Annotated in this window: 21 protein-coding genes; 8 read left to right on the top strand and 13 right to left on the bottom strand. The window is 52.4% G+C overall.

The genetic code is table 11. The features are described from left to right. Nucleotides 1-9 precede the first annotated feature (9 nt). The 8 genes from NSP04_RS06195 to NSP04_RS06160 all read right to left on the bottom strand — a co-directional run bounded on the left by NSP04_RS06195 (nucleotide 10) and on the right by NSP04_RS06160 (nucleotide 7495). Nucleotides 10-975: an MBL fold metallo-hydrolase gene (locus tag NSP04_RS06195; RefSeq protein ID WP_257511473.1), complete on the bottom strand. Its 966-nt coding sequence runs from the start codon at nucleotides 973-975 to the stop codon at nucleotides 10-12. 17 nt (nucleotides 976-992) lie between these two features. Further along, on the bottom strand, nucleotides 993-1472 hold the full coding sequence (locus tag NSP04_RS06190; RefSeq protein ID WP_257511472.1) for a BLUF domain-containing protein: 480 nt from the start codon (nucleotides 1470-1472) through the stop codon (nucleotides 993-995). Between the two features lie 54 nt (nucleotides 1473-1526). Next, complete coding sequence (locus NSP04_RS06185; RefSeq protein ID WP_257511471.1) at nucleotides 1527-2198, bottom strand: PIN domain-containing protein; 672 nt, start codon at nucleotides 2196-2198, stop codon at nucleotides 1527-1529. 15 nt (nucleotides 2199-2213) lie between these two features. Next, nucleotides 2214-2441 carry a sulfurtransferase TusA family protein gene (locus NSP04_RS06180; protein WP_257511470.1) on the bottom strand — a complete coding sequence of 76 codons (228 nt, stop codon included), beginning with the start codon at nucleotides 2439-2441 and terminating at the stop codon, nucleotides 2214-2216. A gap of 37 nt (nucleotides 2442-2478) precedes the next feature. Continuing rightward, nucleotides 2479-2991: an NUDIX domain-containing protein gene (locus tag NSP04_RS06175; RefSeq protein WP_257511469.1), complete on the bottom strand. Its 513-nt coding sequence runs from the start codon at nucleotides 2989-2991 to the stop codon at nucleotides 2479-2481. Nucleotides 2992-3019: 28 nt separating this feature from the next. Beyond that, entirely contained in the window at nucleotides 3020-5656 is a 2637-nt protein-coding gene (gene alaS, locus NSP04_RS06170; RefSeq protein WP_257511468.1) for an alanine--tRNA ligase, read from the bottom strand. A gap of 125 nt (nucleotides 5657-5781) precedes the next feature. Next, on the bottom strand, nucleotides 5782-6435 hold the full coding sequence (locus NSP04_RS06165) for a DUF4116 domain-containing protein (RefSeq protein WP_257511467.1): 654 nt from the start codon (nucleotides 6433-6435) through the stop codon (nucleotides 5782-5784). A 334-nt stretch (nucleotides 6436-6769) separates the two neighbouring features. Then, entirely contained in the window at nucleotides 6770-7495 is a 726-nt protein-coding gene (locus NSP04_RS06160; RefSeq protein ID WP_257511466.1) for a glycerophosphodiester phosphodiesterase, read from the bottom strand. 104 nt (nucleotides 7496-7599) lie between these two features. Between NSP04_RS06160 and NSP04_RS06155 the strand changes: the two genes are divergently transcribed. Beyond that, nucleotides 7600-7917, top strand: coding sequence for an EthD family reductase (locus tag NSP04_RS06155; protein WP_257511465.1), 318 nt, complete (start codon nucleotides 7600-7602; stop codon nucleotides 7915-7917). On the opposite strand, the gene NSP04_RS06150 is transcribed toward NSP04_RS06155, so the two are convergent. Beyond that, nucleotides 7914-8369, bottom strand: a complete 456-nt coding sequence (locus tag NSP04_RS06150; RefSeq protein ID WP_257511464.1) for a YaiI/YqxD family protein — start codon at nucleotides 8367-8369, stop codon at nucleotides 7914-7916. The genes NSP04_RS06155 and NSP04_RS06150 overlap by 4 nt on opposite strands. A gap of 132 nt (nucleotides 8370-8501) precedes the next feature. Here NSP04_RS06150 and NSP04_RS06145 point away from each other — a divergent pair, with 132 nt between their 5' ends. Genes NSP04_RS06145 through NSP04_RS06135 form a run of 3 tightly spaced genes read left to right on the top strand, consistent with a single transcriptional unit; the run spans nucleotide 8502 to nucleotide 11306 of the window. Next, on the top strand, nucleotides 8502-9365 hold the full coding sequence (locus NSP04_RS06145) for an NAD(P)-dependent oxidoreductase (protein WP_257511463.1): 864 nt from the start codon (nucleotides 8502-8504) through the stop codon (nucleotides 9363-9365). Nucleotides 9366-9381: 16 nt separating this feature from the next. Then, the gene (locus NSP04_RS06140) at nucleotides 9382-10323 is read left to right on the top strand and encodes a DMT family transporter (protein WP_257511462.1); all 942 of its coding nucleotides are present in this window, start codon (nucleotides 9382-9384) and stop codon (nucleotides 10321-10323) included. Beyond that, nucleotides 10320-11306: a quinone oxidoreductase family protein gene (locus NSP04_RS06135; RefSeq protein ID WP_257511461.1), complete on the top strand. Its 987-nt coding sequence runs from the start codon at nucleotides 10320-10322 to the stop codon at nucleotides 11304-11306. Before NSP04_RS06140 ends, NSP04_RS06135 begins: the two co-directional genes overlap by 4 nt. Before the next feature lie 311 nt (nucleotides 11307-11617). Here NSP04_RS06135 and NSP04_RS06130 read toward each other — a convergent pair whose 3' ends face one another. Continuing rightward, nucleotides 11618-12664 (bottom strand): HD-GYP domain-containing protein, encoded by a 1047-nt coding sequence (locus tag NSP04_RS06130; RefSeq protein WP_257511460.1) that lies wholly within the window; start codon nucleotides 12662-12664, stop codon nucleotides 11618-11620. A gap of 186 nt (nucleotides 12665-12850) precedes the next feature. Between NSP04_RS06130 and NSP04_RS06125 the strand changes: the two genes are divergently transcribed. The 4 genes from NSP04_RS06125 to NSP04_RS06110 all read left to right on the top strand — a co-directional run bounded on the left by NSP04_RS06125 (nucleotide 12851) and on the right by NSP04_RS06110 (nucleotide 18222). Continuing rightward, nucleotides 12851-15046: an amidohydrolase family protein gene (locus NSP04_RS06125; RefSeq protein ID WP_257511459.1), complete on the top strand. Its 2196-nt coding sequence runs from the start codon at nucleotides 12851-12853 to the stop codon at nucleotides 15044-15046. Beyond that, nucleotides 15043-15432: a hypothetical protein gene (locus NSP04_RS06120; RefSeq protein WP_257511458.1), complete on the top strand. Its 390-nt coding sequence runs from the start codon at nucleotides 15043-15045 to the stop codon at nucleotides 15430-15432. The genes NSP04_RS06125 and NSP04_RS06120 overlap by 4 nt, the downstream gene beginning before the upstream one ends. Before the next feature lie 9 nt (nucleotides 15433-15441). Beyond that, entirely contained in the window at nucleotides 15442-16167 is a 726-nt protein-coding gene (locus tag NSP04_RS06115) for a sulfite exporter TauE/SafE family protein (RefSeq protein WP_257511457.1), read from the top strand. A gap of 99 nt (nucleotides 16168-16266) precedes the next feature. Further along, nucleotides 16267-18222, top strand: a complete 1956-nt coding sequence (locus NSP04_RS06110; protein ID WP_257511456.1) for a methyl-accepting chemotaxis protein — start codon at nucleotides 16267-16269, stop codon at nucleotides 18220-18222. A 9-nt stretch (nucleotides 18223-18231) separates the two neighbouring features. On the opposite strand, the gene NSP04_RS06105 is transcribed toward NSP04_RS06110, so the two are convergent. The 3 genes from NSP04_RS06105 to NSP04_RS06095 all read right to left on the bottom strand — a co-directional run bounded on the left by NSP04_RS06105 (nucleotide 18232) and on the right by NSP04_RS06095 (nucleotide 21928). Continuing rightward, nucleotides 18232-18594 carry a phage holin family protein gene (locus tag NSP04_RS06105; protein WP_257511652.1) on the bottom strand — a complete coding sequence of 121 codons (363 nt, stop codon included), beginning with the start codon at nucleotides 18592-18594 and terminating at the stop codon, nucleotides 18232-18234. A gap of 81 nt (nucleotides 18595-18675) precedes the next feature. Next, nucleotides 18676-20955 carry an ATP-binding protein gene (locus tag NSP04_RS06100; RefSeq protein ID WP_257511455.1) on the bottom strand — a complete coding sequence of 760 codons (2280 nt, stop codon included), beginning with the start codon at nucleotides 20953-20955 and terminating at the stop codon, nucleotides 18676-18678. A gap of 13 nt (nucleotides 20956-20968) precedes the next feature. Next, nucleotides 20969-21928, bottom strand: a complete 960-nt coding sequence (locus tag NSP04_RS06095) for an ABC transporter substrate-binding protein (protein WP_257511454.1) — start codon at nucleotides 21926-21928, stop codon at nucleotides 20969-20971. Nucleotides 21929-22108 lie beyond the last annotated feature (180 nt).

Genomic DNA, 22108 nt, shown 5'->3' with positions numbered 1-22108 from the left:
CCAGAATATTTAGCAGCCTGCAGTGCATTTGCCTTTGCCATCAAAGCTCATGGTTTTGCCACTCAAAGGCACATACACAGGCATCTTGCTGGCCTTCATAAACTGTTCCGTGCGCGTGCCGGCAATTACCTTGCCATTCGAAGTCGCTACTTCATTGGCGTGGCTGGCAATCACAGCTTTGGGTTCGACCAGTTCATTGACCACGTAAGCCGCTTCTTTCGGGCCGGTGGTGAAGGTGTCGCCAATGTTCATCACCGCCAGTTGGGGCTTGTAGTACTCGCCCACCACCTCTTTTTGCTCGGCGGTTATACCCGTGTCCCCACTCAGGTAAGCCACCAAACCATTGCTGAATTTCAGCACATAACCAGTGGGGGGGCCTGCGTAGGCGGTTATGCCGGTTTCTTTCAACAATTCGCCCAAGCGGCTGCCCACGAAGTCACCAGAAATCCCGTTGCTGTGCGCTGCGGGCACCGTGGTAATGTCCACTCCGCCAATGGTTTGCATAGCCCCAAATCGAACCAGTATGGAATTCTTTTCATCGCCACCGGCCTGTTTTAGCTTGTTGGCCAGAAAGGATGGCATTTCACTGCCGGTTACTATTTTTGCGCCGGTTTTCACTGCGATGTTCACGCTATTGGAATTGGGCAGTGCGCTAACTGAAATATCGGGTTTGTCGCAGCTACCCGCATTCGGTGTCGGGTTGTGGCGGTCGCCCAAATGGTCGCCATGCATGTGGCTGATCAACACCACATCAATCTTGCCCAAACGAGAATCTGCAGCACCCGCAACGGTTCGGCCCGCATCATACAAAATGCGGGTGCCGTTGGGGTCTTCAAAAATCATGGCACGGTCGAAACGGCAAAATTCACCCTCTTGCCCGCCAAGTGGGGTCACTTTGACCACGCTTTGGGCATAAACAGCAAGGGGAAACATGGCGAAAAGGGAGATTGAGCGAAGAAAAAAACCAATTGTCATACTGCTACCTGCTTACATCATGGTTGATACACTTCAAATACCTTGCTGAGGGGGCCGGTGTCACCTGCCTTTTCAAGCTCGGATTTGACTTTGGCATACTCGAACATCAAATCAACTGCACTGGTTCCCAAGCTTTTCCAAGGCCAGTACAAGCGATGATCTAGAAGTGTATACGCGATGGGTTCTGCGCTCAAGACAGACCTTGGCTTGATCGCCAAACCGACCATCGACCAATTGTTAAACAAACGTTCGGATGCAGGTTCAGACATCAGCAGGCGGATGTCCGTGTGTCGGGAGTCTTGAGTAATCCGCTTGTAAATCGAGGCCACGGCATTGTGCGGGCCTTCCAAACACTGCATGAACTCCAGGTCGTTACACAACAACAAACCGCCCACGCCTACCGCATGGTTGTTCCTGGATGCTGTATCGCACAATTGCTCGAAGCCCAAGCGATCAAAGCTCGAGGACTGGGAGGAAGTGTAGATAAGTCTGAACATAATTTTGATTATCAGTGGATATGACAATGATAAGACAAGACAAGTAAATTTTGACTAACCAGAACGGGTTACCGTTTTTACGCGACAAAGTAATTTCGCGGTTTTGTGCATGCGGTTGCGGGGCAAGAACTCAAGCCAGTCTTGCTCTGTGGCGGGAAGTGCTTGCGCCTTGCTTTGATATACAGTCGGAAAGTTGTAGTTCTTGCTCAAGGTTTCGGCCTGCATGGTCGCAATTGTTTGTAACAGGCAAGGCAAGGGGTCTTCGGTGCCCTTGAACGATTCCGTACACAATTCATCGGGACTAAACCTGACCAGTCCAAGTTTCAAAAGTGGCTTTCGCGGAAAGTCTTTTAAATTCCAGGTAATCAAACCCACTGGCGACTGAATTTGGTGCTTCAAGGCCAAAGCTGCTGCGGCCACATGGCGATCCTTTTCATCAACCTGCTTTACATCGGCCAAATAAGGCTCATGCTGCTGCGGCAACAAGGTTGCGTTTAAACGCCCCGGCAAAGCAAGGCGCTCTGCCAGTGCGTCGTCAGGGTGCAAGCGGCCTAAGCGCACCAGATTACGGTAGCACTCATTTTCAATGTGGGGGGTCCAGTACAGCGTGGCATTGTGGCGATGCGCCAAAACCACGAGTAACCAACGCGTCCATTCCGAGAAAATCACGTTGGCGTCGAGCAACCAGTGTGCAGGCACCTCGGGTTTTCCAAGAACAACGCTCACCAGGTGCCCGCCCGCTTAGCGGCGTTTCATGTAAAAAATGAAAGAGCCAGACATGTCTGCCTGTTCCATCAATTCATTGCCGGTTTGCTTGGCGAACATGGCGAAATCTCGCACGGAACCAGGGTCGGTCGAGGTAACTTTCAGCACTTGCCCGCTTTGCATTTCAGCCAGGGCCTTTTTGGTTCGAAGAATGGGCAGTGGGCAGTTCAGGCCACTGGCATCTACTTCACGGTCAAAATTCATGTCTCTTTGCTCCTTGGTACAGCTTGATTTAATGACGTTATTTTAATTCAATCCAGTTGACAGGCAGCTGACGCGCTGCAAGCCAATCGGCCATGGCCAAGCCAGTGCCCATACGCCAGGGCCGCAGTTCAGCGGGTTCTACCAGTTTGTAATCAGCCAGTTCTTCACTCAGGCTGATTTGCCCCACTGCCTTGATGTGGTAACAAATAATCACTTCGTTTTTCATGGGAAAGGGGTACACACCAATCAGGCTGCTTTCCACTGCATCCAGGTTGGTTTCCTCTTTCAATTCGCGAATGGCACCTTGTTCAGGTGTTTCATTGCGTTCCAGAAAACCAGTAATCAAGGCAAAAAAGTGCGCCGGCCATGCTGCATTGCGGGCCAGCAACACTTTGCCATCGTATTCCACCAATGCAGCCACCACGGGAACTGGGTTGCCCCACTGCACGAAATTGCAACTGCCACAGGCCATTCTTGCCTGCCCGGAATGCTGCAACTCGTGCAGCTTGTTGGCGCACATGGGGCAGAACTGATAAATGGCTTTGCTCATGGCTGCTTGCCTTGCTTATTTGGCTAACTTATTTGCTTTTGACCCATTCAAGCACGCTGGCCAAAGCCGCATCCAGATTTTCTGGCTGGGTACCACCGGCCTGTGCCATGTCGGGTCGGCCACCGCCCTTGCCGCCCACCTGCTGGGCCACAAAGTTGACCAAATCGCCCGCCTTTACTTTCGCAGTGGCGTCTTTGCTCACTGAGGCAATCAAGCTGACCTTGCCTTCCAGCACGGTGGCCAGCACCAGTGCAGCATTGCCCAACTTGTCGCGCAGCTTGTCTGCTGCTTCGCGAAGCTGTTTTACATCTGCACCTTCAAGTTTTGCAGCCAGCACTTTCACACCGTCTACATCCACAGCCTGGCTTGCCAAATCATCACCTTGCGATGCAGCCAATTTGCTTTTCAAGCGGTCCAGTTCCTTCTCCAGATTTTTCATCTGGTCCATCATCTGGCCAATTTTCACAGTGGCTTCAGTTGCTGGCACGCGCAGGCTTTGCGCAATGGCATCCACCTGGGCTTGCGCCTTCTGGGCAAATTCCATGGCACCCAGGCCGGTGGTGGCCTCCACGCGGCGAATGCCGGCAGCCACACCGCTTTCGCTGGTAATTTTGAACAGACCAATGTCGCCGGTGCGCTGCACGTGCGTGCCGCCACACAGTTCGCGCGATGAACCAATGTCCAATACCCGCACGGTGTCGCCGTACTTCTCGCCAAACAGCATCATGGCACCTGCGCTTTTCGCGCTTTCAATGTCCATCACCCGGGCTTGCGTTTCCGCATTGGCCAGAATTTCTTCGTTCACGATGCGTTCCACTTGAGCAATTTGCTCAGGGGTCATGGCGCTGTGGTGCGCAAAGTCGAAGCGGGTTTTTTCCGCATCCACCAGCGAGCCTTTCTGGCTAACGTGTTCACCCAGCACTTCACGCAAGGCTTTGTGCATGAGGTGCGTTGCGCTGTGATTGCGAATGGTGCGGTTGCGCTGGTGTTGGTCAACCTGCGCGCCCACTGCGTCGCCTACTTTCAGTTCACCGGTGACCAGTTCGCCATGGTGCCCAAACACATTGGCCTGAATTTTCAAAGTGTCTTCCACACGGAACAAATTCAAACAAGCTGCGCCACTTGAAATTTCGCCCTGGTCGCCCACCTGACCACCACTTTCAGCATAGAAAGGGGTTTGGTCCAGCACAATTACGCCTTGCTGCCCGGCGGTAATGCTGTTGGCGGCCGTACCATTCACATAAATGGCGGTGACCGTGGCGTTGCTGAGTTCAAGCGCATCGTAGCCCTTGAATTCGGTAGACACGCCGCTGTAGGCCAGGTCTGCGTCCATCTTGAACTTGCCAGCTGCGCGAGCCTGTTGCTTTTGCTTGTTCATGGCTTCATCAAACGCGGCTTCGTCCACACTCATTTCACGTTCGCGGCACACGTCGGCCGTTAAATCCAACGGAAAGCCGTAGGTGTCGTGCAACTTGAATGCGGTGTCGCCGTCCAGCATGCCGCCCTTCGGAAGCGCGCCTAAGGCTGAGTCCAGAATCGCCATGCCGTTTTCAATCGTCTCGAAGAAACGCTCTTCTTCGGCCTTCAGAATGCTTTGCACTTGCTTGGCGGCTTTGGCCAATTCGGGATAAGCTTCGCCCATTTCACCGACCAAATCGCCCACCATGGCATTGAAAAATGGCTTGCGGCAACCCAGCTTGTAACCATGGCGAATGGCGCGGCGAATAATTCGGCGCAGTACATAGCCACGGCCTTCATTGCCGGGAATAACACCATCAACTACCAAAAATGAACAGGCGCGAATGTGGTCGGCAATAACGCGCAATGAATTGTTGCTAAGCTCGACCAAATTGCCCTGCGCGGTCACTTCACGCGCCGCCGCCTTGATCAAGGCCTGGAACAAATCAATTTCATAGTTGCTGTGCACATGTTGCAACACGGCGGCAATGCGCTCCAGGCCCATGCCGGTGTCTACACAGGGTTTGGGCAGCGGGTGCAACACGCCATCGGCGCTGCGGTCGAATTGCATGAACACCAGATTCCACACTTCAATGTAGCGGTCGCCGTCTTCCTGATCACTTCCGGGTGGGCCGCCCCAAACGTCGGGACCGTGGTCGTAGAAAATTTCTGTGCACGGGCCGCAAGGGCCGGTGTCGGCCATTTGCCAGAAGTTATCGGACGCGTAGCGCGCGCCCTTGTTGTCGCCAATGCGAATAATGCGCTCGGCGGGTACGCCAACCTGCTTGTTCCAAATGTTGTACGCTTCGTCGTCTTCCTGGTACACGGTCACATACAGCTTCTCAGCGGGCAAACCATAAGTAACAGTTAGCAATTCCCAAGCGTACTGAATCGCGTTTTCTTTGAAATAGTCGCCAAAACTGAAGTTGCCCAACATTTCAAAGAAGGTGTGGTGGCGCGCGGTGTAGCCCACGTTTTCCAGGTCGTTGTGCTTGCCGCCTGCGCGCACCGAGCGCTGGCTGGAAGTAGCGCGGGTGTAGGGTCGCTTGTCTTTGCCGGTGAACACGTCTTTGAACTGCACCATGCCGCTGTTGGTGAACAACAGGGTGGGGTCGTTGCCGGGCACCAGGCTGCTGGAAGGCACAATGGTGTGGCCCTTGCTGGCAAAGAAATCAAGAAACTTTTCGCGAATATCAGCGACTTTCATAAATAAAACACCCGACCAAGCTGAGAAGTAAGGTGTTGATTATAAGGCTTTGTGCTGGTTTAAACGGCCACAGAATGCGCGTTTGCAATGCCATATAGGCGATATCGTGCTGCTCACTGAACGCCTTATTCAGTGGGTGGGTACGTGAGCTCAAATTCCGCTCGAAGGCGCGGGCTTGCATACCGGAGTGCGCTGCTGTTTTTCTTCGCTGCAGCAAACACCAACACCCGATCATTTTTTAGGTCATCGCTGGCATATTCGAGTAAATTTGCATTCTGATTGATCGCGGCAAGTGAAACATCCAAGTCGTTGCGCCAAACCTCGGACAAGCCACTGTAAGCCGATGAATCAAGGCGCACTGCGCTGATCGTCGATTGTTTACTAATAGCGTGGGTCAACGCGTTTCTGAATTTTTCGCTTTCGAGGTTGGACACTTTGTTGAGCAAACCCTGCATACTATTTAAAGTGAAAGCATCCAGTTTGTGCAAGTCACCACTTTGAACCAGCGGTTTCAATAGCAACATGGCCAAACCGGTGAGCTTACTCAAGCTTCGATTTAAATTGGTTTTTTCAGTGTCGCTGAGCTTTTTTCGATTTAGAAGTGGATCAGTGAATTGCTCAGCCAGCCCAGCCAGAGCTTTCGTTAATTTCAACTCATTTGAAAGGCTCAGCTTCAACCCAGATAATTCAGGCAATTCACGTACATTACGAGCCTTGTAAAACTGACTCAGCCAAATTCGCGGCGCAATATCCGAATTTCGAGATGTGGCAAGCGCCATTGCGCTAAACGCTTCTGGGAAGTCACTGGTGCTCAGAATTTCCAGCGCCGCCGCAAGCAAACCTTGCTTAGGCTGCGCTTTAGGTCGTTCAACTGGAGCTGATTCTAGAGAAAAACCTGCTTGATGAGATTGCTTGCAAACGCGCAGAAATGCTCTAGATAAGTTTCCCGCAACATCAGCAATCGAACTCCGGTTTAATAGTGCTGGCGAATCGATGTTTTCCGGGCTTGAAGCGATGGGACTCGAACTTACGTAAACACTGGGCCGATCCATCAGCTACCTAAATTATAAATATCACAGAGCTTCTGTTTCCAAAGGCCCGTTTTGGTTCCATTCAGTAAGCAGCCGCCAATGTCATTCTGTCGGTAAATAAGCCCTTCACACCCAAGGCTTGCAGCGTTTTCGCTTGTTCCGCGTCGTTCACCGTGTAAACCCGAACCACCCGGCCTGTGGTGTGTATGCGGCGCAAGGCCGTGGGTTCAGCGCCACTGAAGTGCAGGTGAATGGCGCTGGCCTGTAAGGCATCGGCATGCAACACCCAATTGTCGGGCAATTGTTCATACAGCAAAGCGAGGTCGAAGCCTTGAAGTGGCAACAAGCTTGCATGGTAAAAGCTGGAAAACACCCAGTTGCTGCGTATGTGTTCTTGCGCATCAAGCGGCAATTCTTCAATGACCGCCAGCACAGCACGCCCCAAGGCGATGGCATTGGCCGGGTGGGTGGCCTTCAATTCCACATTCGCCCGCATGCCATGCTTCAAACAAAAATCAATGGTTTGGGCCAGGCTGGGAATGGGTTCGCCCTGCACTGAAAAATGGCGAAGGTCGCGGGCACAAAGCGAGTCGAACCGGGTCAGTACATCCGTGCTGGCGATGGCAGGGTCGATTGACCTTGCACAACGCCCCATGACCCAATCATGGTGAATCATGGGTGCGCCATCGGCAGTCAGCATCACATCAAATTCAACCGCCTTAAAACCCGCATTGAATGCAATTTCGAAACCTTTCAGCGTGTTCTCCAACGCGCCTTTTCCGCTGCCACGGTGTGCCCACAATTCCATTTAATTTCTCTTTAAAAAAGGTTGTACCGGACCTTCCGGGCTTTAAGCCACGTTTGCGGTTATGTTACGGTAAAGAATGAAAGCAATTTAGGAGGCCCAATAAAATGATCAAAGTCAGCGTGATGTACCCCAATGCCGAAGGCGTCAGCTTCAACCACGAGTACTACAAAACCACACACATGCCGTTGGTGAAAAGCAAAATGGGCAGCGCCCTGCACTACTACACCGTAGACAAAGGTTTGGCAGGTGGCGCGGGCGACGCACCTGCTTTCATTGCCATGGGTCACTTGTTTGTGGATTCCATCGAGGCATTTCAGGCTGCGTTCGGCCCGCATGCGCGGGAAATCATGGGCGACATTCCCAACTACACAAACTCAAGCCCGGTGATTGTGATCAGTGAAGTGGCAGTTGCCCAGCCTTAACTATTTTTCGGAAATTTCGCAATAATGCGGTCAAACTGACTGGCAAAATTTTTGCGGTCAGCTTGGCTGTAAGCAGGTGGTCCACCAGTGTCTACGCCACTGGCACGCATGGTGTCCATGAAATCGCGCATGGTGTGCAAGGCTTTTATATTCTCGACACTGAACAGTTCACCACGCGGGCTCAACACCTGCGCACCTTTCTCCACCAACTGGGCGGCCAACGGAATGTCGCTGGTAATCACCAAATTGCCCGCTTCCACCCTGCGCACAATTTCATCGTCCGCTTCATCGAACCCACGTGGCACTTGCAACATTTTGATGTACTTCGAGGGCGGCGTGCGGATGTACTGATTTGCCACAAGCGTGGTTTCAATACCCGTGCGGTCGGCTGCGCGGAAAATGATTTCCTTGACGGCCACCGGGCAAGCGTCGGCATCGACCCAGATTTTCATTTTGAGGTACTCAAGATAAGCGGCAAGGCCTGATCGTACCAAATCGCAAAACCTAGGGATGATCCGAAGCGCAATACCTGTTCTATTCCGCTACAGTTCAACCAAGAACTAAAACTTTTCAGGTGATTAATTATGGGTTTCAAAGTCGCGTTTTTGGGTTTGGGTGTAATGGGATACCCAATGGCAGGTCATTTGACCAAAGCAGGCCATGAGGTCACGGTGTACAACCGCAGCTCGGCCAAGGCCGAAAAATGGGTTGAACAACATGGTGGCAAAATGGCCGCCACACCGGAACAAGCTGCCGCAGGACAGGACTTTGTATTCGCATGCGTGGGCAACGACGACGACCTGCGCCAGATTTGCACAGGCATCAACGGTGCATTTCACGGCATGAAGCCAGGTGCAGTGTTTATTGACCACACCACCGCCAGCGCGAAAATTGCGCGTGAAATGTTTGAACAAGCCAAAGACGCAGGTTTCGGTTTTATCGACGCGCCAGTGTCTGGCGGCCAGGCTGGTGCAGAAAACGGGCAGTTGACCGTGATGTGTGGTGGAACTCACGCCGACTTCGAACAATCAAAGGATGTAATTGCAGCATTTGCCAAGGCCGTTACCCTGATGGGCGAATCGGGCGCAGGCCAACTGACCAAGATGGTGAACCAGGTGTGTATCGCCGGCTTGTTGCAGGGTTTGTCTGAAGCTTTAAAATTCGGTATGAATGCTGGGCTGGACGTGAACAAAGCATTGGAAGTAATCGGCAAGGGAGCAGCCCAAAGCTGGCAAATGGACAACCGTGGAAAAACCATGGTTGAAGGAAAATTCGATTTTGGTTTCGCAGTGGACTGGATGCGCAAAGACTTGAGCCTGGTGCTTGAAGAAGCGCGCCGCAATGGTTCCCAGCTGCCGGTAACCGCATTGGTGGATCAGTTTTATGCCGAAGTACAGGGCATGGGCGGACAGCGTTGGGACACTTCCAGCCTGATCAAACGTTTGTAAACGCGCGCAGTAAGCCTTGAGCCGAACGCGCGCTTTACTGGAACGATCACCCACGGCTTGGGGCGTGGGTTTGGCGCTCTTGGGCGCCGTCTTTTTTTCCGGCAAAGCCATTGTCGTGAAGCTGGCTTATGCCTACACGGTGGATGCATCCACCCTGCTGGCCATGCGCATGTTGTTGTCGCTCCCCCTGTTTTTGGGTGCATTGATTTTTACAACCCTGCGCGAGAAAAACGCCGTCAAAATGACGCCAAAAGACTTCGGGTTGATTACGCTTGCGGGTTTGTTAGGCTACTACCTGGCGAGCCTGTTTGACTTCATGGGCTTGCAATACATCACTGCCGGGCTTGAACGGCTGATTCTGTTCACCTACCCGTCCATCGTGCTGCTGATCGCTTGCATGGTAAAACAGCAGTGGCCGCAACCTTGGCAGCTCATGTGCATGGCGCTCAGCTACGTTGGCCTGGCCGTGGTGTATGGTCATGAAACAGTTTTGGTGGGCGAAAACACCGGGCTTGGTGTGCTTCTGGTTTTTATGTCGGCCATTTGCTATGCCAGTTACCTGATCGTGGGCGAACGATTGTTAAAACGTTTGGGGACCATCCGAGTAACGGCCATGGCCACCTTGGTGTCGGCCGTTGCAATCTTGGTGCAAATCAATATTCAGCAACCGATGAGCATAATTTTGGAACAACCGCTGCCTGTGTGGGGTTGGTCGCTGGTCAATGCGGTGTTCTGCACTTTTGTGCCTGTATTCGCTGTCATGACAGCGATCAGTTTGATTGGTGCGCCGCGCGTTTCGCAGCTGGGCATGATCGGCCCAATTGCCACCATTGCCTTGGGCACCTGGATATTAAAAGAACCATTCACCATTTGGCATGCAGCAGGCACCGCACTGGTTATTCTGGGTGTGGCATTGCTCAGCCTGAAAAAAGAAGCAAAACAAGGAGTTACAGCATGAGTACAAGCACGGGAAAAATTGTTCGATTTCACAGCCCCGGCACACCTGACGTGCTGACCATGGAAAACCTGGAATTGGGCCCGCCCAAAGCAGGTGAAGTACAAGTGGAGCACAAAGCAATCGGCTTGAATTACATCGAAGTGTACTGGCGCACCGGCGTTTACCCGCAACCCCTGCCCTGCTGCCCCGGCACCGAAGGTGCGGGCATTGTGCGCGCGGTGGGCGAGGGAGTGACTGAATTCAAAGTGGGAGACCGCGTTGCTTACGGATCAGGTCCTGTGGGTTCGTACAGCACAGCGCGCAACATGCCCGCACACCCCCTGGTTAAAATTCCTGACAGCATTGATTTTGAAACAGCTGCAGCCATGATGCTAAAAGGCTTCACCGCCCAATACCTGCTGCGCCGAGTTTACAAAGTACAAGCCGGCGAAACCATTTTGTTTCATGCCGCTGCCGGTGGTGTGGGCAGCATTGTGACCCAGTGGGCAAAATCGCTGGGAGTGCGTGTAATCGGCACGGTTTCCACGCATGAAAAAGCTGAATTGGCCAAAGCCAATGGCTGTGCCGAAGTGATTGTGACCAGCGAAGAGAACATTGTCGACCGCGTGAAAGAACTGACCGACGGCAAAGGCGTGCCCGTGGTGTATGACAGCGTAGGCAAGGCCACATTTGTCGATTCACTGAACTGCCTGAAACCGCGCGGCATGATGGTCAGCTTCGGCAATGCCAGTGGCAAGGTTGACCCTGTTCCTCTGCAGTGGTTGGCCGAGCGTGGTTCATTGGTTTTGACCCGCCCGTCGGTTGCATCATTCACCGTAGACAAAGCGGAGATGCTGGAAAGTGCGGCAGAGATGTTTGACGTGGTGGCCAGTGGTGCCGTGAAAATTCAGATCAACCAGCGCTTTGCATTGGCTGATGTCGTGAAAGCGCACACCGAACTGGAGGGGCGACGCACGACAGGTTGCACCGTGCTGATTCCGTGATCGCATTTGATCCCAATCAGCGAGAGGCCCAACCGGTCGCCTGTGTGATGCCAACTCGGCAGTGGATTTGCTTGTTCCGCACTTCAAGGAAACCGCCCCATTTGAATTCAGGCGAAGCGTTCGGCTGCAAGCCGACACGCGATTCGGCCATCTTTTTTGCCGAATCGTGTGAGCAAGGATAAATTCAAAGAGGGACTAAGCGGTTTTCAGTGCGGAATGAGCAACCCACAACGAGGTGGCTATAACGCCGGGCCGAGTTGGCTAAAGCACCCTCGCTAAACCGAACACAGAGTTTTCGAGCAGAAGCGGTACTACAACGCCACATGTCCAGTTTGCTGCGCAGGCTGAGGTGGTGCTTTCGCGGAGGTAGAAGCACTCTTGGTGCCCGCCGTCTTGACCACATAAATTTTCATCGCCACACCATTTTTCAGCTCAGCTTCCCGCACACGGTCAATAAAGTGCCGCGACACTGCATGGTCTTTCGAAAGCCACATGAATCCATCTGGACCAACAAAATCACGCGACAACATGAAGCCTTCGCACAGGTCTTCACCGTGCAGAATTTTCTCATGCGACTTCTCGGAAGCCTTTAACTTCTCCAGTGCCACGGGCAGCACACTGATTACAATCGGGCAATATCGCTTGCCTGCCGCACCCTGCAAAAACGCTTGCGCCTGCTGCTCATCAAACTCCTTGCTGGCCAACCAACCCAGTTGAAGCTCATCAAAATCTTCCGCCGCCGCCAAAATTCGTGCACCCAGGGGAATACTTTCGCCAGCCAAACCGTCTGGAAAACCTTGACCATCATAACGTTCATGGTGGTGTCGAATAATCGCACTTACATTGGTCATTTCAGCCAAGCCATGGAAAGTGGCTTCCGCTTTCATGGGGTGTTTCATCAAGGCCACTCGTGCATCGCCCTTTAGTTCTACCACCGGTTTAAACAGGGTTTCATTGTCCAAGCCCAACTTGCCAATGTCGTGCAGCAAAGCCGCCACGTAAATATCTTGCAGCGCTGTTTCGCTGGCGTTCAGTTCCTTGGCAATCAATCGAGCCAGTTCAGCCACCCGGCGACCATGTGAAGCCAATTGAGGTGAACGCAATTCAATCAGATTGGAAAAAGACTTCACCGCTGCCAGGTATTGCATGCGCATGTCGCGCTTCACCTGTTCCAGCATCAACTGGATTTGGTGCGTTTCTGCCATCTGGGACTCGAGTTGCTGGCCCAGCTTGTCATTGCGCCCCTCAAGCTCTGAAACCTCGCTTTTCAATTTCTCCGCAATGGCCTCCGCCTCAGCAATACGCTTGGTCAAGTCTTCAACCGACAGGTCGGTTTTTTCTTTTTGGTCGACAGCCATGAATGTTCTCGTTCCTCTGCGAATGCGGCGCAATACCCATAAAGGCCTTAACGACAACGCTCGCATATTTCTGAAATGTTTTGCCACTCCAAATAGGGGGGGCTACCCACATGAATCTGAAACCACAAATTGTCAGTACCAAAACTTATAAACATTTGAGTCACAACGACCATTGGAAGACGAGACATGAAACTATCCCTTTACGGCGCATTGGTGCTTTGCGCTGCCCTGGTCGCCTGCAGTAGCGATACAGACACTGCCAATACGGCCGCTGACGATCGCGCCAACCCGGCTGAAGTTGACGCTACACCGACCGCATTCAATATTGCAAATCAATGTGTTGCAATCCAGTCGCTGGCCAACGACAAGTTCATCAGCCTGAACACCGATGGCAGCTATGGTGTCAGTGAAGCCACTGCCAGCAATGCTGCGCCGTTCTTTCTCAAGCCCACCTCGCTGGGCAAGTACATGATTTACAACCGCGATGAGGCGATGATGCAGGCGGCGGGCAATTCAGCGGGAACGCCCGTCAACAGCAGCACAGCCTTTTCTGATGCAGTGGAATGGGCAGTTCAGGAAGATGACAAGGCGCGTGGTGGATTTTCGCTTACCAATACGGGCAACACCATGAAGCTTGCGCTGCTGGGCCTAAGCGATGGATTGTCCACAGTGGAAGGCAGTGGCGACAGTGAAGAAACCCTCTTTCAATTTGTTAAAACAACGGGCTGCGCGGAGTTTCCCGAAATTGCCACCAATACCCAAGGGCGTACATTCGCGGGTGCCGGCTTGAATCAGGCAGTGAAGGGTTTTGCTGATGTGCACAACCACATTAGCGCCACCACATTCCTGGGTGGTGCCCACCATGGCACGCCCCACCACCGATTCGGGGTAACGCATGCCCTGGGAAGTTGCATCGCCAACCACGGCCCCATGGGCAGGCTGGATCTGGTCGATAACCTGTTTAAATTCTCGCCCCAAGCCAGCCACGACACCGATGGCTGGCCCACCTTCCGAAGCTGGCCTGCGGCCGATGCGTTAACACACGAGGGCCTCTACTACAAATGGCTTGAACGCGCCTGGCAAGCGGGCCTTCGCATTTTTGTCACCAACCTGGTGGAAAACGAAACCCTGTGCAATTTGGTCAAAACAACCAAGGGCATGCCACTGCAAAACTGCAATGAAATGGAAAGTGCAGTGGGCCAAATTGAGTATGTGAAACAACTTGAAAGTTACATTGATGCACAAGAGGGCGGCCCCGGCAAGGGCTGGTTTCGCGTAGTTACCAGCCCGCAAGAAGCCCGCGAAGTGATCAACCAGGGCAAACTGGCTGTGGTACTGGGTATTGAAATTTCTCACCTGTTTAATTGCGGCATCAAGTTTGGTCAAAACCTGTGCGACGAAGCCGAAATCGATAAGCAGTTGGACCGGCTGCACGCACTGGGCGTGCGGCAGATGTTCCCGATCCATGAATTTGACAATGCCTTCGGTGGCAACGGCATATTCGACGGTGCCGTGCTGAACGTGGGCAATTTCTTGGACACAGGCGGCTTTTGGCAAACCTACGATTGCCCGGGTGGCGAAAACAATTATGCCGACTACATTTTGCGCCAACCCGGCGCAGTGATGACCTCCGTGCCCGGCCTGGGCAATGACCCAATTACTCAAGCTCTTATTGCCAACAACCCTGGCCTGGCCCCCATTTACCCCACAGGTGAAGACCAGCGTCAGTGCAACCGCCGCGGGCTGACAGAACTTGGCAAGTACGCCTTCAAGCGCTTGATGGAGAAAGGCATCATCATTGAAGTAGACCACATGGAATTGAGCATCAAAGGCGACCTGATCGAAATGGCCGATCGGCAGCAGCCCAAATACCCATTGGTTTCTACACACGGTGCGCACGGCGGTATTACCCGTGAACAGGGCCGAAAAATTCTGGCAGCGGGTGGCATTATTTATCCTTACCAGGGCACAGCTCAAAGCTGGGCTGAAGATTTGAAAGTCATTGCCCCGCTAAAAAGCCAGCAATTCGAATTCGCCATGGGCTTTGGTGCAGACACCAATGGTTTGGGCGCGCAGGCTGGTCCGAGGGGTGCTGACCGCCCACAAATTACCTACCCCTTCACCTTGTTTGAAGGTCCGGATTGGGCAGGCGTGTTCAACACCAATGTAACGCCTGTAAAGTTTGATCAGCAACTCAGTGGCGAGCGTCTGTTCAATGCCAACACTGAAGGTCAGGCTCACTACGGCTTAAAGGCAGACTGGGTTGAGGAACTGCGACTGGAAGGCGGTAACGAGGCCTTGAAGGCACTTTACAATTCCGCCGAGGTGTATATTCAAATGTGGGAAAGAACTATCGCGAAGCGACCTCAAATTAATCCATGAACACACGAGCACTTGTTTATCTTGGCCTGGCCAGCGCCACGCTGGCTGGGGCATATCTTTACGTTCAATCGTTGCCTACACAACCCGCCATAACAACACAAATTCAGGAAGGTGCGGCACAAGCGCTTGAATCTCTATCGATTGTCGACGGCAGCCTGACCACAGGCACATACAGCATTCAAGTGAAGCAAGGCCAGAAAATACAGTTTCTTGTGCATAGCAATCAAACCGATTCAATCATCGTTCAGGGGCTTGACGCCCGCGTTCCCCTACCCGGCAATCAAACCACACTGGTCAGCATTCAAGCCCACACACCAGGTACGCACGCCATTGAACTGGACCTGACCGCCACCACCATTGGCAGCATCGAAGTCCTACCCAACTAATCAAGCAAAATGACGCTGGTGCTGCTACTCAGCTTTGCAGCCTTCCTAACATCCAGCATCACCGCTGCCATGGGTGTGGGCGGCGGTGTAGTGTTGCTGGCCCTGATGGCGCAAGTGGTGCCCCCTGCCTTGCTGATACCGCTGCATGGTGCCGCGCAGCTCATGTCCAATACCAACCGTGTGCTGGTACAGCGCAAACACATCAATTGGGCCTACATCAAACCCTTTGCCTTGGGTTCGATAGTGGGCGGGGTATTGCTTACCCCCTTGGCGCTGTTCATTCCAGTGCCAGTAGGCCAAATTACATTGGGACTATTCATTCTGCTGGCCACCTGGAAGCCGGCGTGGCTGAGTCTGTTCACGTGGCACCCCGCGAGTTCTGGCGGCATGACAACCGGTCTTAGCCTTGTTCTGGGCGCAACTGGCCCCTTGGTAATGTCGGTACTGCCGAAATCGACCTGGGAAAGGCAAATGGTTGTGGGCACCCACGGCATGGCAATGACCATCCAGCACGGCATCAAGGTCATTGCTTTCTCCAGTCTCCATGTGAATTTGCTCGAATACTGGCACCTGCTGCTGGGTATTGGATTGGCCACACTGGCTGGCAACCTGTTGGGCGCACGTTTACTGGCCCGAATTCCAGAATCGAAATTCACCGTTGTGTTGAACTGCTTGCTGACTGTGCTTGCACTTCGTCTTGTCTGGCAGGGTGTTTCGGCACTTCTTTCCGCCTAGCTAACCATTTTGGGTTCCCATCGAACAGGGATGTGAATTAAAGCCATGCGCGCCACACTGGAAGGTACACAGTGAAAACAATTGGCCACCGGAGTACGCATGCTATTCAAGTCCTTACTCGACTCACTTTCCCTGCCCAAAAAATGTGCCCTGATCGCCCTGCCCCTGCTGGTGGCATTCGGCTTTCTATTTCAACAAATGTACACGCAGGTCAACACGTTGATCGGCTCGTCTGCCAACGAACTTCAAGGCGCTGTGGTACTTGGCAAATTAAACCCTGTGCTTCAAACGATTGCCAATGACAGGGCACAGCACAAGGCCACCTCGCTGGAAGCCACAACCCAAACACTTGGCGCCATAAAAAACGAATTGCCCGGCAATTGGCAAAACACTGCGAAAAACATAGACCGATTGACTGAACTGCTTCCCAAAGCTTTGTCTCGGCAATCCACCCAGGCCGATTCAAACAACTTGGGTGATCAAATGGTTACTTTGGTACGTCAGTTGGCCGATGAAAGTGAACTGACTCTAGACCCCTATTTGCCCAGCTACTACATGATGAGCCCCATGGCATTTCAATTGCCCGGGGTAATCGACTACCTTTCTGGCCTGGAAGAACAGTTGCGCTTTCAAAGCAGCGATGTGGCTGGCACATTAAGCTTTGCCAATTCCCGCATGAGCACCTTGAAACGCGTACTTGAAGAAGTGCGCGAAGCCACGGAGAAGTCGAATGCCGCCGGTGGCAACATTCCGGCTGATGTTCTAAAACAACTGGAGACCATCGACGCCCGCCTACAATCCGTGGTTGACTGGGTTGCCGCAGAGTCGGCCAAAGATCTGAATTATGAAAGCATGACGGGCTCGGCCGAAACTATTCGTTGGTTGAACCAGGCAGTCACCGCAAGTTTTCTGCTTAGCCAAGGCTTGAACGCCACCTTGCAAGATGACTTGACCTTGCGTATTGCCAGCATGCAAGCCGACCTCGCTATCGCGAGTGCCATCTCGCTGACGGTGCTGATACTCGCATTCACAATGGGCTATTTGGTGTTTAAAGACACAAACAATGAAATTTCACAAATTTTAGCCCATGCAAAAATTATGGGAACGGGAGATTTGTCGAAACCCATCGCCAGCAGGGGCAGCAATGAAATCAGCAAAATTCGGGCGGCCCTAGAGAATATTCGACTGAAACAAACCACCTTGGTGGCTGAACTGAAAGACGCTTGCAACCGCATGACCCACACCGTTGAAACCCTGGTTGGTGCGGCAGCCCATGTAAAGAACAGTGCGCAGGAACAAACTGATTCCGCTTCAGCCGTGGCTGCATCGGTTGAAGAACTCACTGTATCGATTGGCCAGGTACACAACCACGCAAGCCAGGCGCTGGAACTTTCCAACCAGGCTGGGCATTCTTCAGTTCAGGGTCGTGAAAGCGTGAAGCAGGCGCGCCAGGCCATGGCTGAAATCGGCGTTGCGTCAGGGTCTTTGGCGCAAAGTATTAACAATCTCGGCCTTCAGTCCGACAACATCTCAAACATTGTTCAGGTGATACACGCCATCGCTGCACAAACCAATTTGCTGGCCCTGAATGCTGCCATTGAAGCAGCGCGTGCGGGTGAACAGGGCCGAGGTTTTGCCGTGGTGGCCGATGAGGTGCGAAAACTTGCCGAAAAAACTGCGGCATCCACCAAAAACATTTCATCACTGATCACTGACATTCAAGGTGAAACCCATTCCGCAGTCAGCCAGGTAAACGGCTGGGCACAGATGATCAAAACTGGTGAAAAGGCTTCGCAGGGCGCCGAACAACAAATGGAAGCCATCACCCAGCACACAGACGAGGCCGAACAGGCCGTGAATGAAATCAATGAAGCCCTTAGCGAACAAAGCGCTGCGTCCACCCTGATTGCACGGCAAGTCGAAAACATTGCTCGCATGACCGAGGAAAGCCAAGGGGTTGCCCAAGAAGTAAACCAAGTGATCAGCGAGTTACAAAACCTTTCCAATCACATGGACACTGTCATGGGCAAATTCAAAATAAGTGAACAGGCTTAATGAATGAACTTAAATGCGTTCGATCCTGACTTTCTCTTGGAACAGGATCGAGCTGAGAAATGTGGCAAACAAGGAATACAGCAACGCCGCCAACACCGCCCACCAGAATCCAGTTACCTGAAAACCATCCAGGATTGAACCCACCCAGTAAAACATCAACCCATTCAACACAAAATAGAAAAGCCCTAGCGTAACGACCGTCAACGGCAAGGTCAGGATAAGCAGCACAGGCTTCACGATTGTATTAACCAAACCAAGAATCAGGGCAGCCCAGAAGGCAGCCAATACACCTTCTACGACAACGCCTGGCAACACATAGGCAACACCCATCAAGGCCACTGCGTGTAAAACCCAGCTTAGCAAGAGTCTCAAATCAAATCCCCCAAAATTCAAAAAACCAGTAACAGAAGAATAACGCGGTTGGGCCACCACATCAGTGAGCAAACTCATGTTTCAAGCTGCAATCGGCTTGATCAATTTGTTCAGAACAAACATAAGGTCGTCGGGCTGAAGCGGTTTGTGCAGCACAGCGTTCATGCCGGCCTCCAATGCGCGCTTTTCATCTTCTGGGCCCACCTCACCAGTTAGTCCAATCACTGGTAACGCACTGTTAAATGCTTGCTTGCGAATTTCTCGGGTGGCTTCCAGCCCGTCCATCAACGGCATCTGCACATCCATCACCACCGCATCAAACCCGTGGCCGAATTGTAGTAAGTAGGATAACGCTTCCAAGCCGTTGTTGGCTTTGGTAATGTTGGCCTGTTTGCGACTCAGAATGCCTTCCAGCACCCTTAAGTTCAATTCGCTGTCATCAACAATCAATAAGTTGAGTTTGTTCGCGCCGAGCAAATCTACGCCTGGACGTGTCAGCAAATTAGTCGACGAGGTTTTGAATGCATTTTGTAGTTGTAAAGGGGTCAGTGGTTTCACAAATATCGAACTGAATATTTCACTGATTCCCTTGTCAAGCAGGCGGCGGGTGTCGTCACTGCCCAGCAAAACCGCGCAGGGTATGCCTAACTGACCCATTGTGTTCACGAACTCAAGCCAAGCCATGCGGTCAATCTGGCTTCTCGGAAAATCCAACACCACACCCGCAACCTTGCCAGTCGTTCGAATGCGATGTTCGGCCGCAGCCAAAGTAAGTACTGGCTCAACAACCCGGCCCACCAGCGCAGCGGCCTTGATCAAGGCCTGGGTTTGCAACGCACTGTCGGAAACCAAGACCAAGGTATCTGGTGGAGTCTGCCCGCTCTCACCCAGTATGGGTGATGCAGGCAAGCCGAACTCCAGTTCAGCCCAAAACACGCTGCCATGCCCCAATTCGCTGTTGAAACCCAAGCTGCCCTTCATCAGCTCGACCAGTTTTTTAACCAGACTTAAACCAAGCCCAGACCCCCCAAACTCCCTGGCGACGGATGAACTGCTTTGGTGAAACTGACGAAATAGGTTGGCCTGTCCTTGTGGCGATATGCCAATGCCGGTGTCCTGCACTTCAACTCGCAAGCGGCATACGCCCCCTGTATTTGAGACCACACTCAAGGCCAAATGCACATAACCGCCCGGGGTAAATTTGATCGCATTGCCTATGAGGTTCACCACGATCTGTCGGAAACGCAGCTCATCGCCAATCAGTTCCTTGGGCAGGTCTGTGGCGGCATCAATAATCAACTCGATCGGTTTACTTGCGGCTGCACCGGTCATGATGCCCGACACTTTGTCGATAAACTCGAGTGTAGAAAACGTCTTGCTCTCCAGCTCCATGCTGCCGGCTTCAATTTTCGAAATATCCAGTACGTCACTCACCAGATCAATCAGGTTTCGTGAGGTTTTCTCCAGGCTTTCCAGAAGAAGTCTTTGATTGCTTGAAACAGAAGTGTCTTTCAACAAGTAAGTCAAACCCACAATCCCGTTCAGCGGCGTTCGAATCTCATGGCTCATGTTGGACAGAAAATCGGTTTTCGCCTGACTGGCCATTTCAATGCGCGAATTCGCGTCCCGAAGCCTGCGATTCTTGTGTGCCAAATTGTGGGCCATCTGGTTCACAGCCTTGGCAACATCACCCAGTTCATCGTGGGTGTTGACGTCACACACCGCATCCTCATTGCCACTTCGAATTTCGTCTGCTGTGCGTTTCAATTTGTTCAAAGGGTTCAACACGCCTGTGCGCATTAAAACCACCAGCAAAGCAATTACCACCACAAAACTACCCAGGCCTGCGGCCTCTAGCAGTGGCAAACCCCTTAAGCTTCGTGCCTGGTCAGCGTTGACCTGGCTGGCCCACTGGTAACCCAGTTCAGAAATAACCTGGGTTTCAGCAATCAATCGCTCAACAATCAAACTTTCCCGGCGTTGAAGAAAATCCGTGTCAAGGCTCCCAGGCAAACCGCTGTTTTTTAACTCGGTAAAAATTGGCGTTAGTTCAGCCAAACTGCTTTGAATGTCAAGCAACTCTTGCGGGCTGCCCTGCATGCTGGAACTCGCGTCCAGCACCTTTTCCAGTTCAGTCAGGGTACTTCGCCATGAATCAGCCACTGAAGGCGATTTGAACAATACATATTCCTGAGTCAACACCAGCAGACTGGTGGACAGGCGGGTTATCGCTTGGGCTTTTTCTGTGCGTTCCAGCCCCTTAAACTGTTCACTGAGCAAAAACAGGTTACCCACCACCAAAACAATCGCGCAGATAATTGTGCTAAGAATAGCCAGGTTAATTTTGGTGGCTACGCGCACGGGCTGCCCTCTTTCATTGTAAAGACACCGCCGCTGGTTCAACCGCCTTCAAGAATACAGGTGCCACGAATTCAGAATAATTAGGTTGTGCCGATTTGGCCTTGACATGCCCTTCACGCACCGCCCAACGGGCTTGCCCCTCCATGGTTCTACCCAATGATCGACTCAAGCTAAGGCGAAACCGGTAGTCGTCAAATATTTGGTCCACCAAGTCGACCGAAACATTCAATTGTTTGGCTGCCAGCGCTTTGGCTTTGTCTGGATTGGCCTGAATAAACTGGGTGCTGTCTCTCAGGGCCAATAGAATTTTTTCCAATTCCTTGGGGCGAGCCTGAATCACGGACTTCAGAGCAATCAGATTGAATGTCTCTGTATAAAGTTTGGGGATGGGCACCAACTGCACTTCCTTGCCCAAATCCAGCCTGATTTTAGAAACAAACGGTTCCCACAGGCACAGGGCATCGACATCGCCCTTGTCAAGCTGGTCTTGTGCAGACTCCGGCGTAACCTGCTTCAAAGTGACCGTGTCGGGGTCGATGCCGTTGTACACCAGCACCAAATCAAGCACATACTGGCTCGCAGTGCCTTTCACATAACCCAGGGTTTTATCGCGCATTTTGCCAGGGTCAGTGATGTTTGCGCTGGTTTTTGAAATAACCTTCAGGTCATTGGAAGCACTTACGAAACTTGCCAAAATGGCGAAGTCGTTGCGCGCAAAGCTGTTGAACACCACAGGCAGCTCGGTGGCCGTTGAAAGGTCGCTTTGACCAGCCAACATGTTGCGCATACAACGGTTGCCGCCCACGCAACTGACGAATTCAACACTGACCCCGCGTTTTTCGAAAAAGCCTTCCGACTGGGCGACATACAAGGGCAGGGAAAGCATGGTTTCAGACACGCCAATGCGCACCGGCGCGGCCTGAGCGGTCGCGGATGCGAATACGATTCCTATCAAAAGCCACAGACGAAACATTCACACGCTCTGATCAAGAATTTCCCAAACCAAGTTTAGGGCATTGTTACATCAGAAAAGTACCAAGAAGAAACACAAAAAGCCATCTCTTCAGGTCAATGAATGATCAATCAATCCGGGAATGTGGCAACCCCGGCACAAGAGGAACAGGGAAGCCAAAGCTGGCTCCCCACTATCGGA

The organism is Limnobacter parvus, assembly GCF_024623725.1.
GTDB classification, from domain to species: domain Bacteria; phylum Pseudomonadota; class Gammaproteobacteria; order Burkholderiales; family Burkholderiaceae_B; genus Limnobacter; species Limnobacter parvus.
Note: the sequence above shows the minus strand (reverse complement) of the source record. Positions and strands in the feature narration are given on the sequence as shown.

Excerpts from the sequence above, each read along its gene's own strand:
- NSP04_RS06195 (WP_257511473.1), bottom strand. The coding sequence starts at position 975 with ATGACAATTGGTTTTTTTCTTCGCTCAATCTCCCTTTTCGCCATGTTT.
- NSP04_RS06110 (WP_257511456.1), top strand. The coding sequence starts at position 16,267 with ATGCTATTCAAGTCCTTACTCGACTCACTTTCCCTGCCCAAAAAATGT.
- NSP04_RS06115 (WP_257511457.1), top strand. The coding sequence starts at position 15,442 with ATGACGCTGGTGCTGCTACTCAGCTTTGCAGCCTTCCTAACATCCAGC.
- alaS (WP_257511468.1), bottom strand. The coding sequence starts at position 5,656 with ATGAAAGTCGCTGATATTCGCGAAAAGTTTCTTGATTTCTTTGCCAGC.
- NSP04_RS06095 (WP_257511454.1), bottom strand. The coding sequence starts at position 21,928 with ATGTTTCGTCTGTGGCTTTTGATAGGAATCGTATTCGCATCCGCGACC.
- NSP04_RS06145 (WP_257511463.1), top strand. The coding sequence starts at position 8,502 with ATGGGTTTCAAAGTCGCGTTTTTGGGTTTGGGTGTAATGGGATACCCA.
- NSP04_RS06135 (WP_257511461.1), top strand. The coding sequence starts at position 10,320 with ATGAGTACAAGCACGGGAAAAATTGTTCGATTTCACAGCCCCGGCACA.
- NSP04_RS06125 (WP_257511459.1), top strand. The coding sequence starts at position 12,851 with ATGAAACTATCCCTTTACGGCGCATTGGTGCTTTGCGCTGCCCTGGTC.
- NSP04_RS06190 (WP_257511472.1), bottom strand. The coding sequence starts at position 1,472 with ATGTTCAGACTTATCTACACTTCCTCCCAGTCCTCGAGCTTTGATCGC.
- NSP04_RS06180 (WP_257511470.1), bottom strand. The coding sequence starts at position 2,441 with ATGAATTTTGACCGTGAAGTAGATGCCAGTGGCCTGAACTGCCCACTG.
- NSP04_RS06160 (WP_257511466.1), bottom strand. The coding sequence starts at position 7,495 with ATGGAATTGTGGGCACACCGTGGCAGCGGAAAAGGCGCGTTGGAGAAC.
- NSP04_RS06120 (WP_257511458.1), top strand. The coding sequence starts at position 15,043 with ATGAACACACGAGCACTTGTTTATCTTGGCCTGGCCAGCGCCACGCTG.
- NSP04_RS06155 (WP_257511465.1), top strand. The coding sequence starts at position 7,600 with ATGATCAAAGTCAGCGTGATGTACCCCAATGCCGAAGGCGTCAGCTTC.
- NSP04_RS06150 (WP_257511464.1), bottom strand. The coding sequence starts at position 8,369 with ATGAAAATCTGGGTCGATGCCGACGCTTGCCCGGTGGCCGTCAAGGAA.
- NSP04_RS06175 (WP_257511469.1), bottom strand. The coding sequence starts at position 2,991 with ATGAGCAAAGCCATTTATCAGTTCTGCCCCATGTGCGCCAACAAGCTG.
- NSP04_RS06130 (WP_257511460.1), bottom strand. The coding sequence starts at position 12,664 with ATGGCTGTCGACCAAAAAGAAAAAACCGACCTGTCGGTTGAAGACTTG.
- NSP04_RS06165 (WP_257511467.1), bottom strand. The coding sequence starts at position 6,435 with ATGGCGCTTGCCACATCTCGAAATTCGGATATTGCGCCGCGAATTTGG.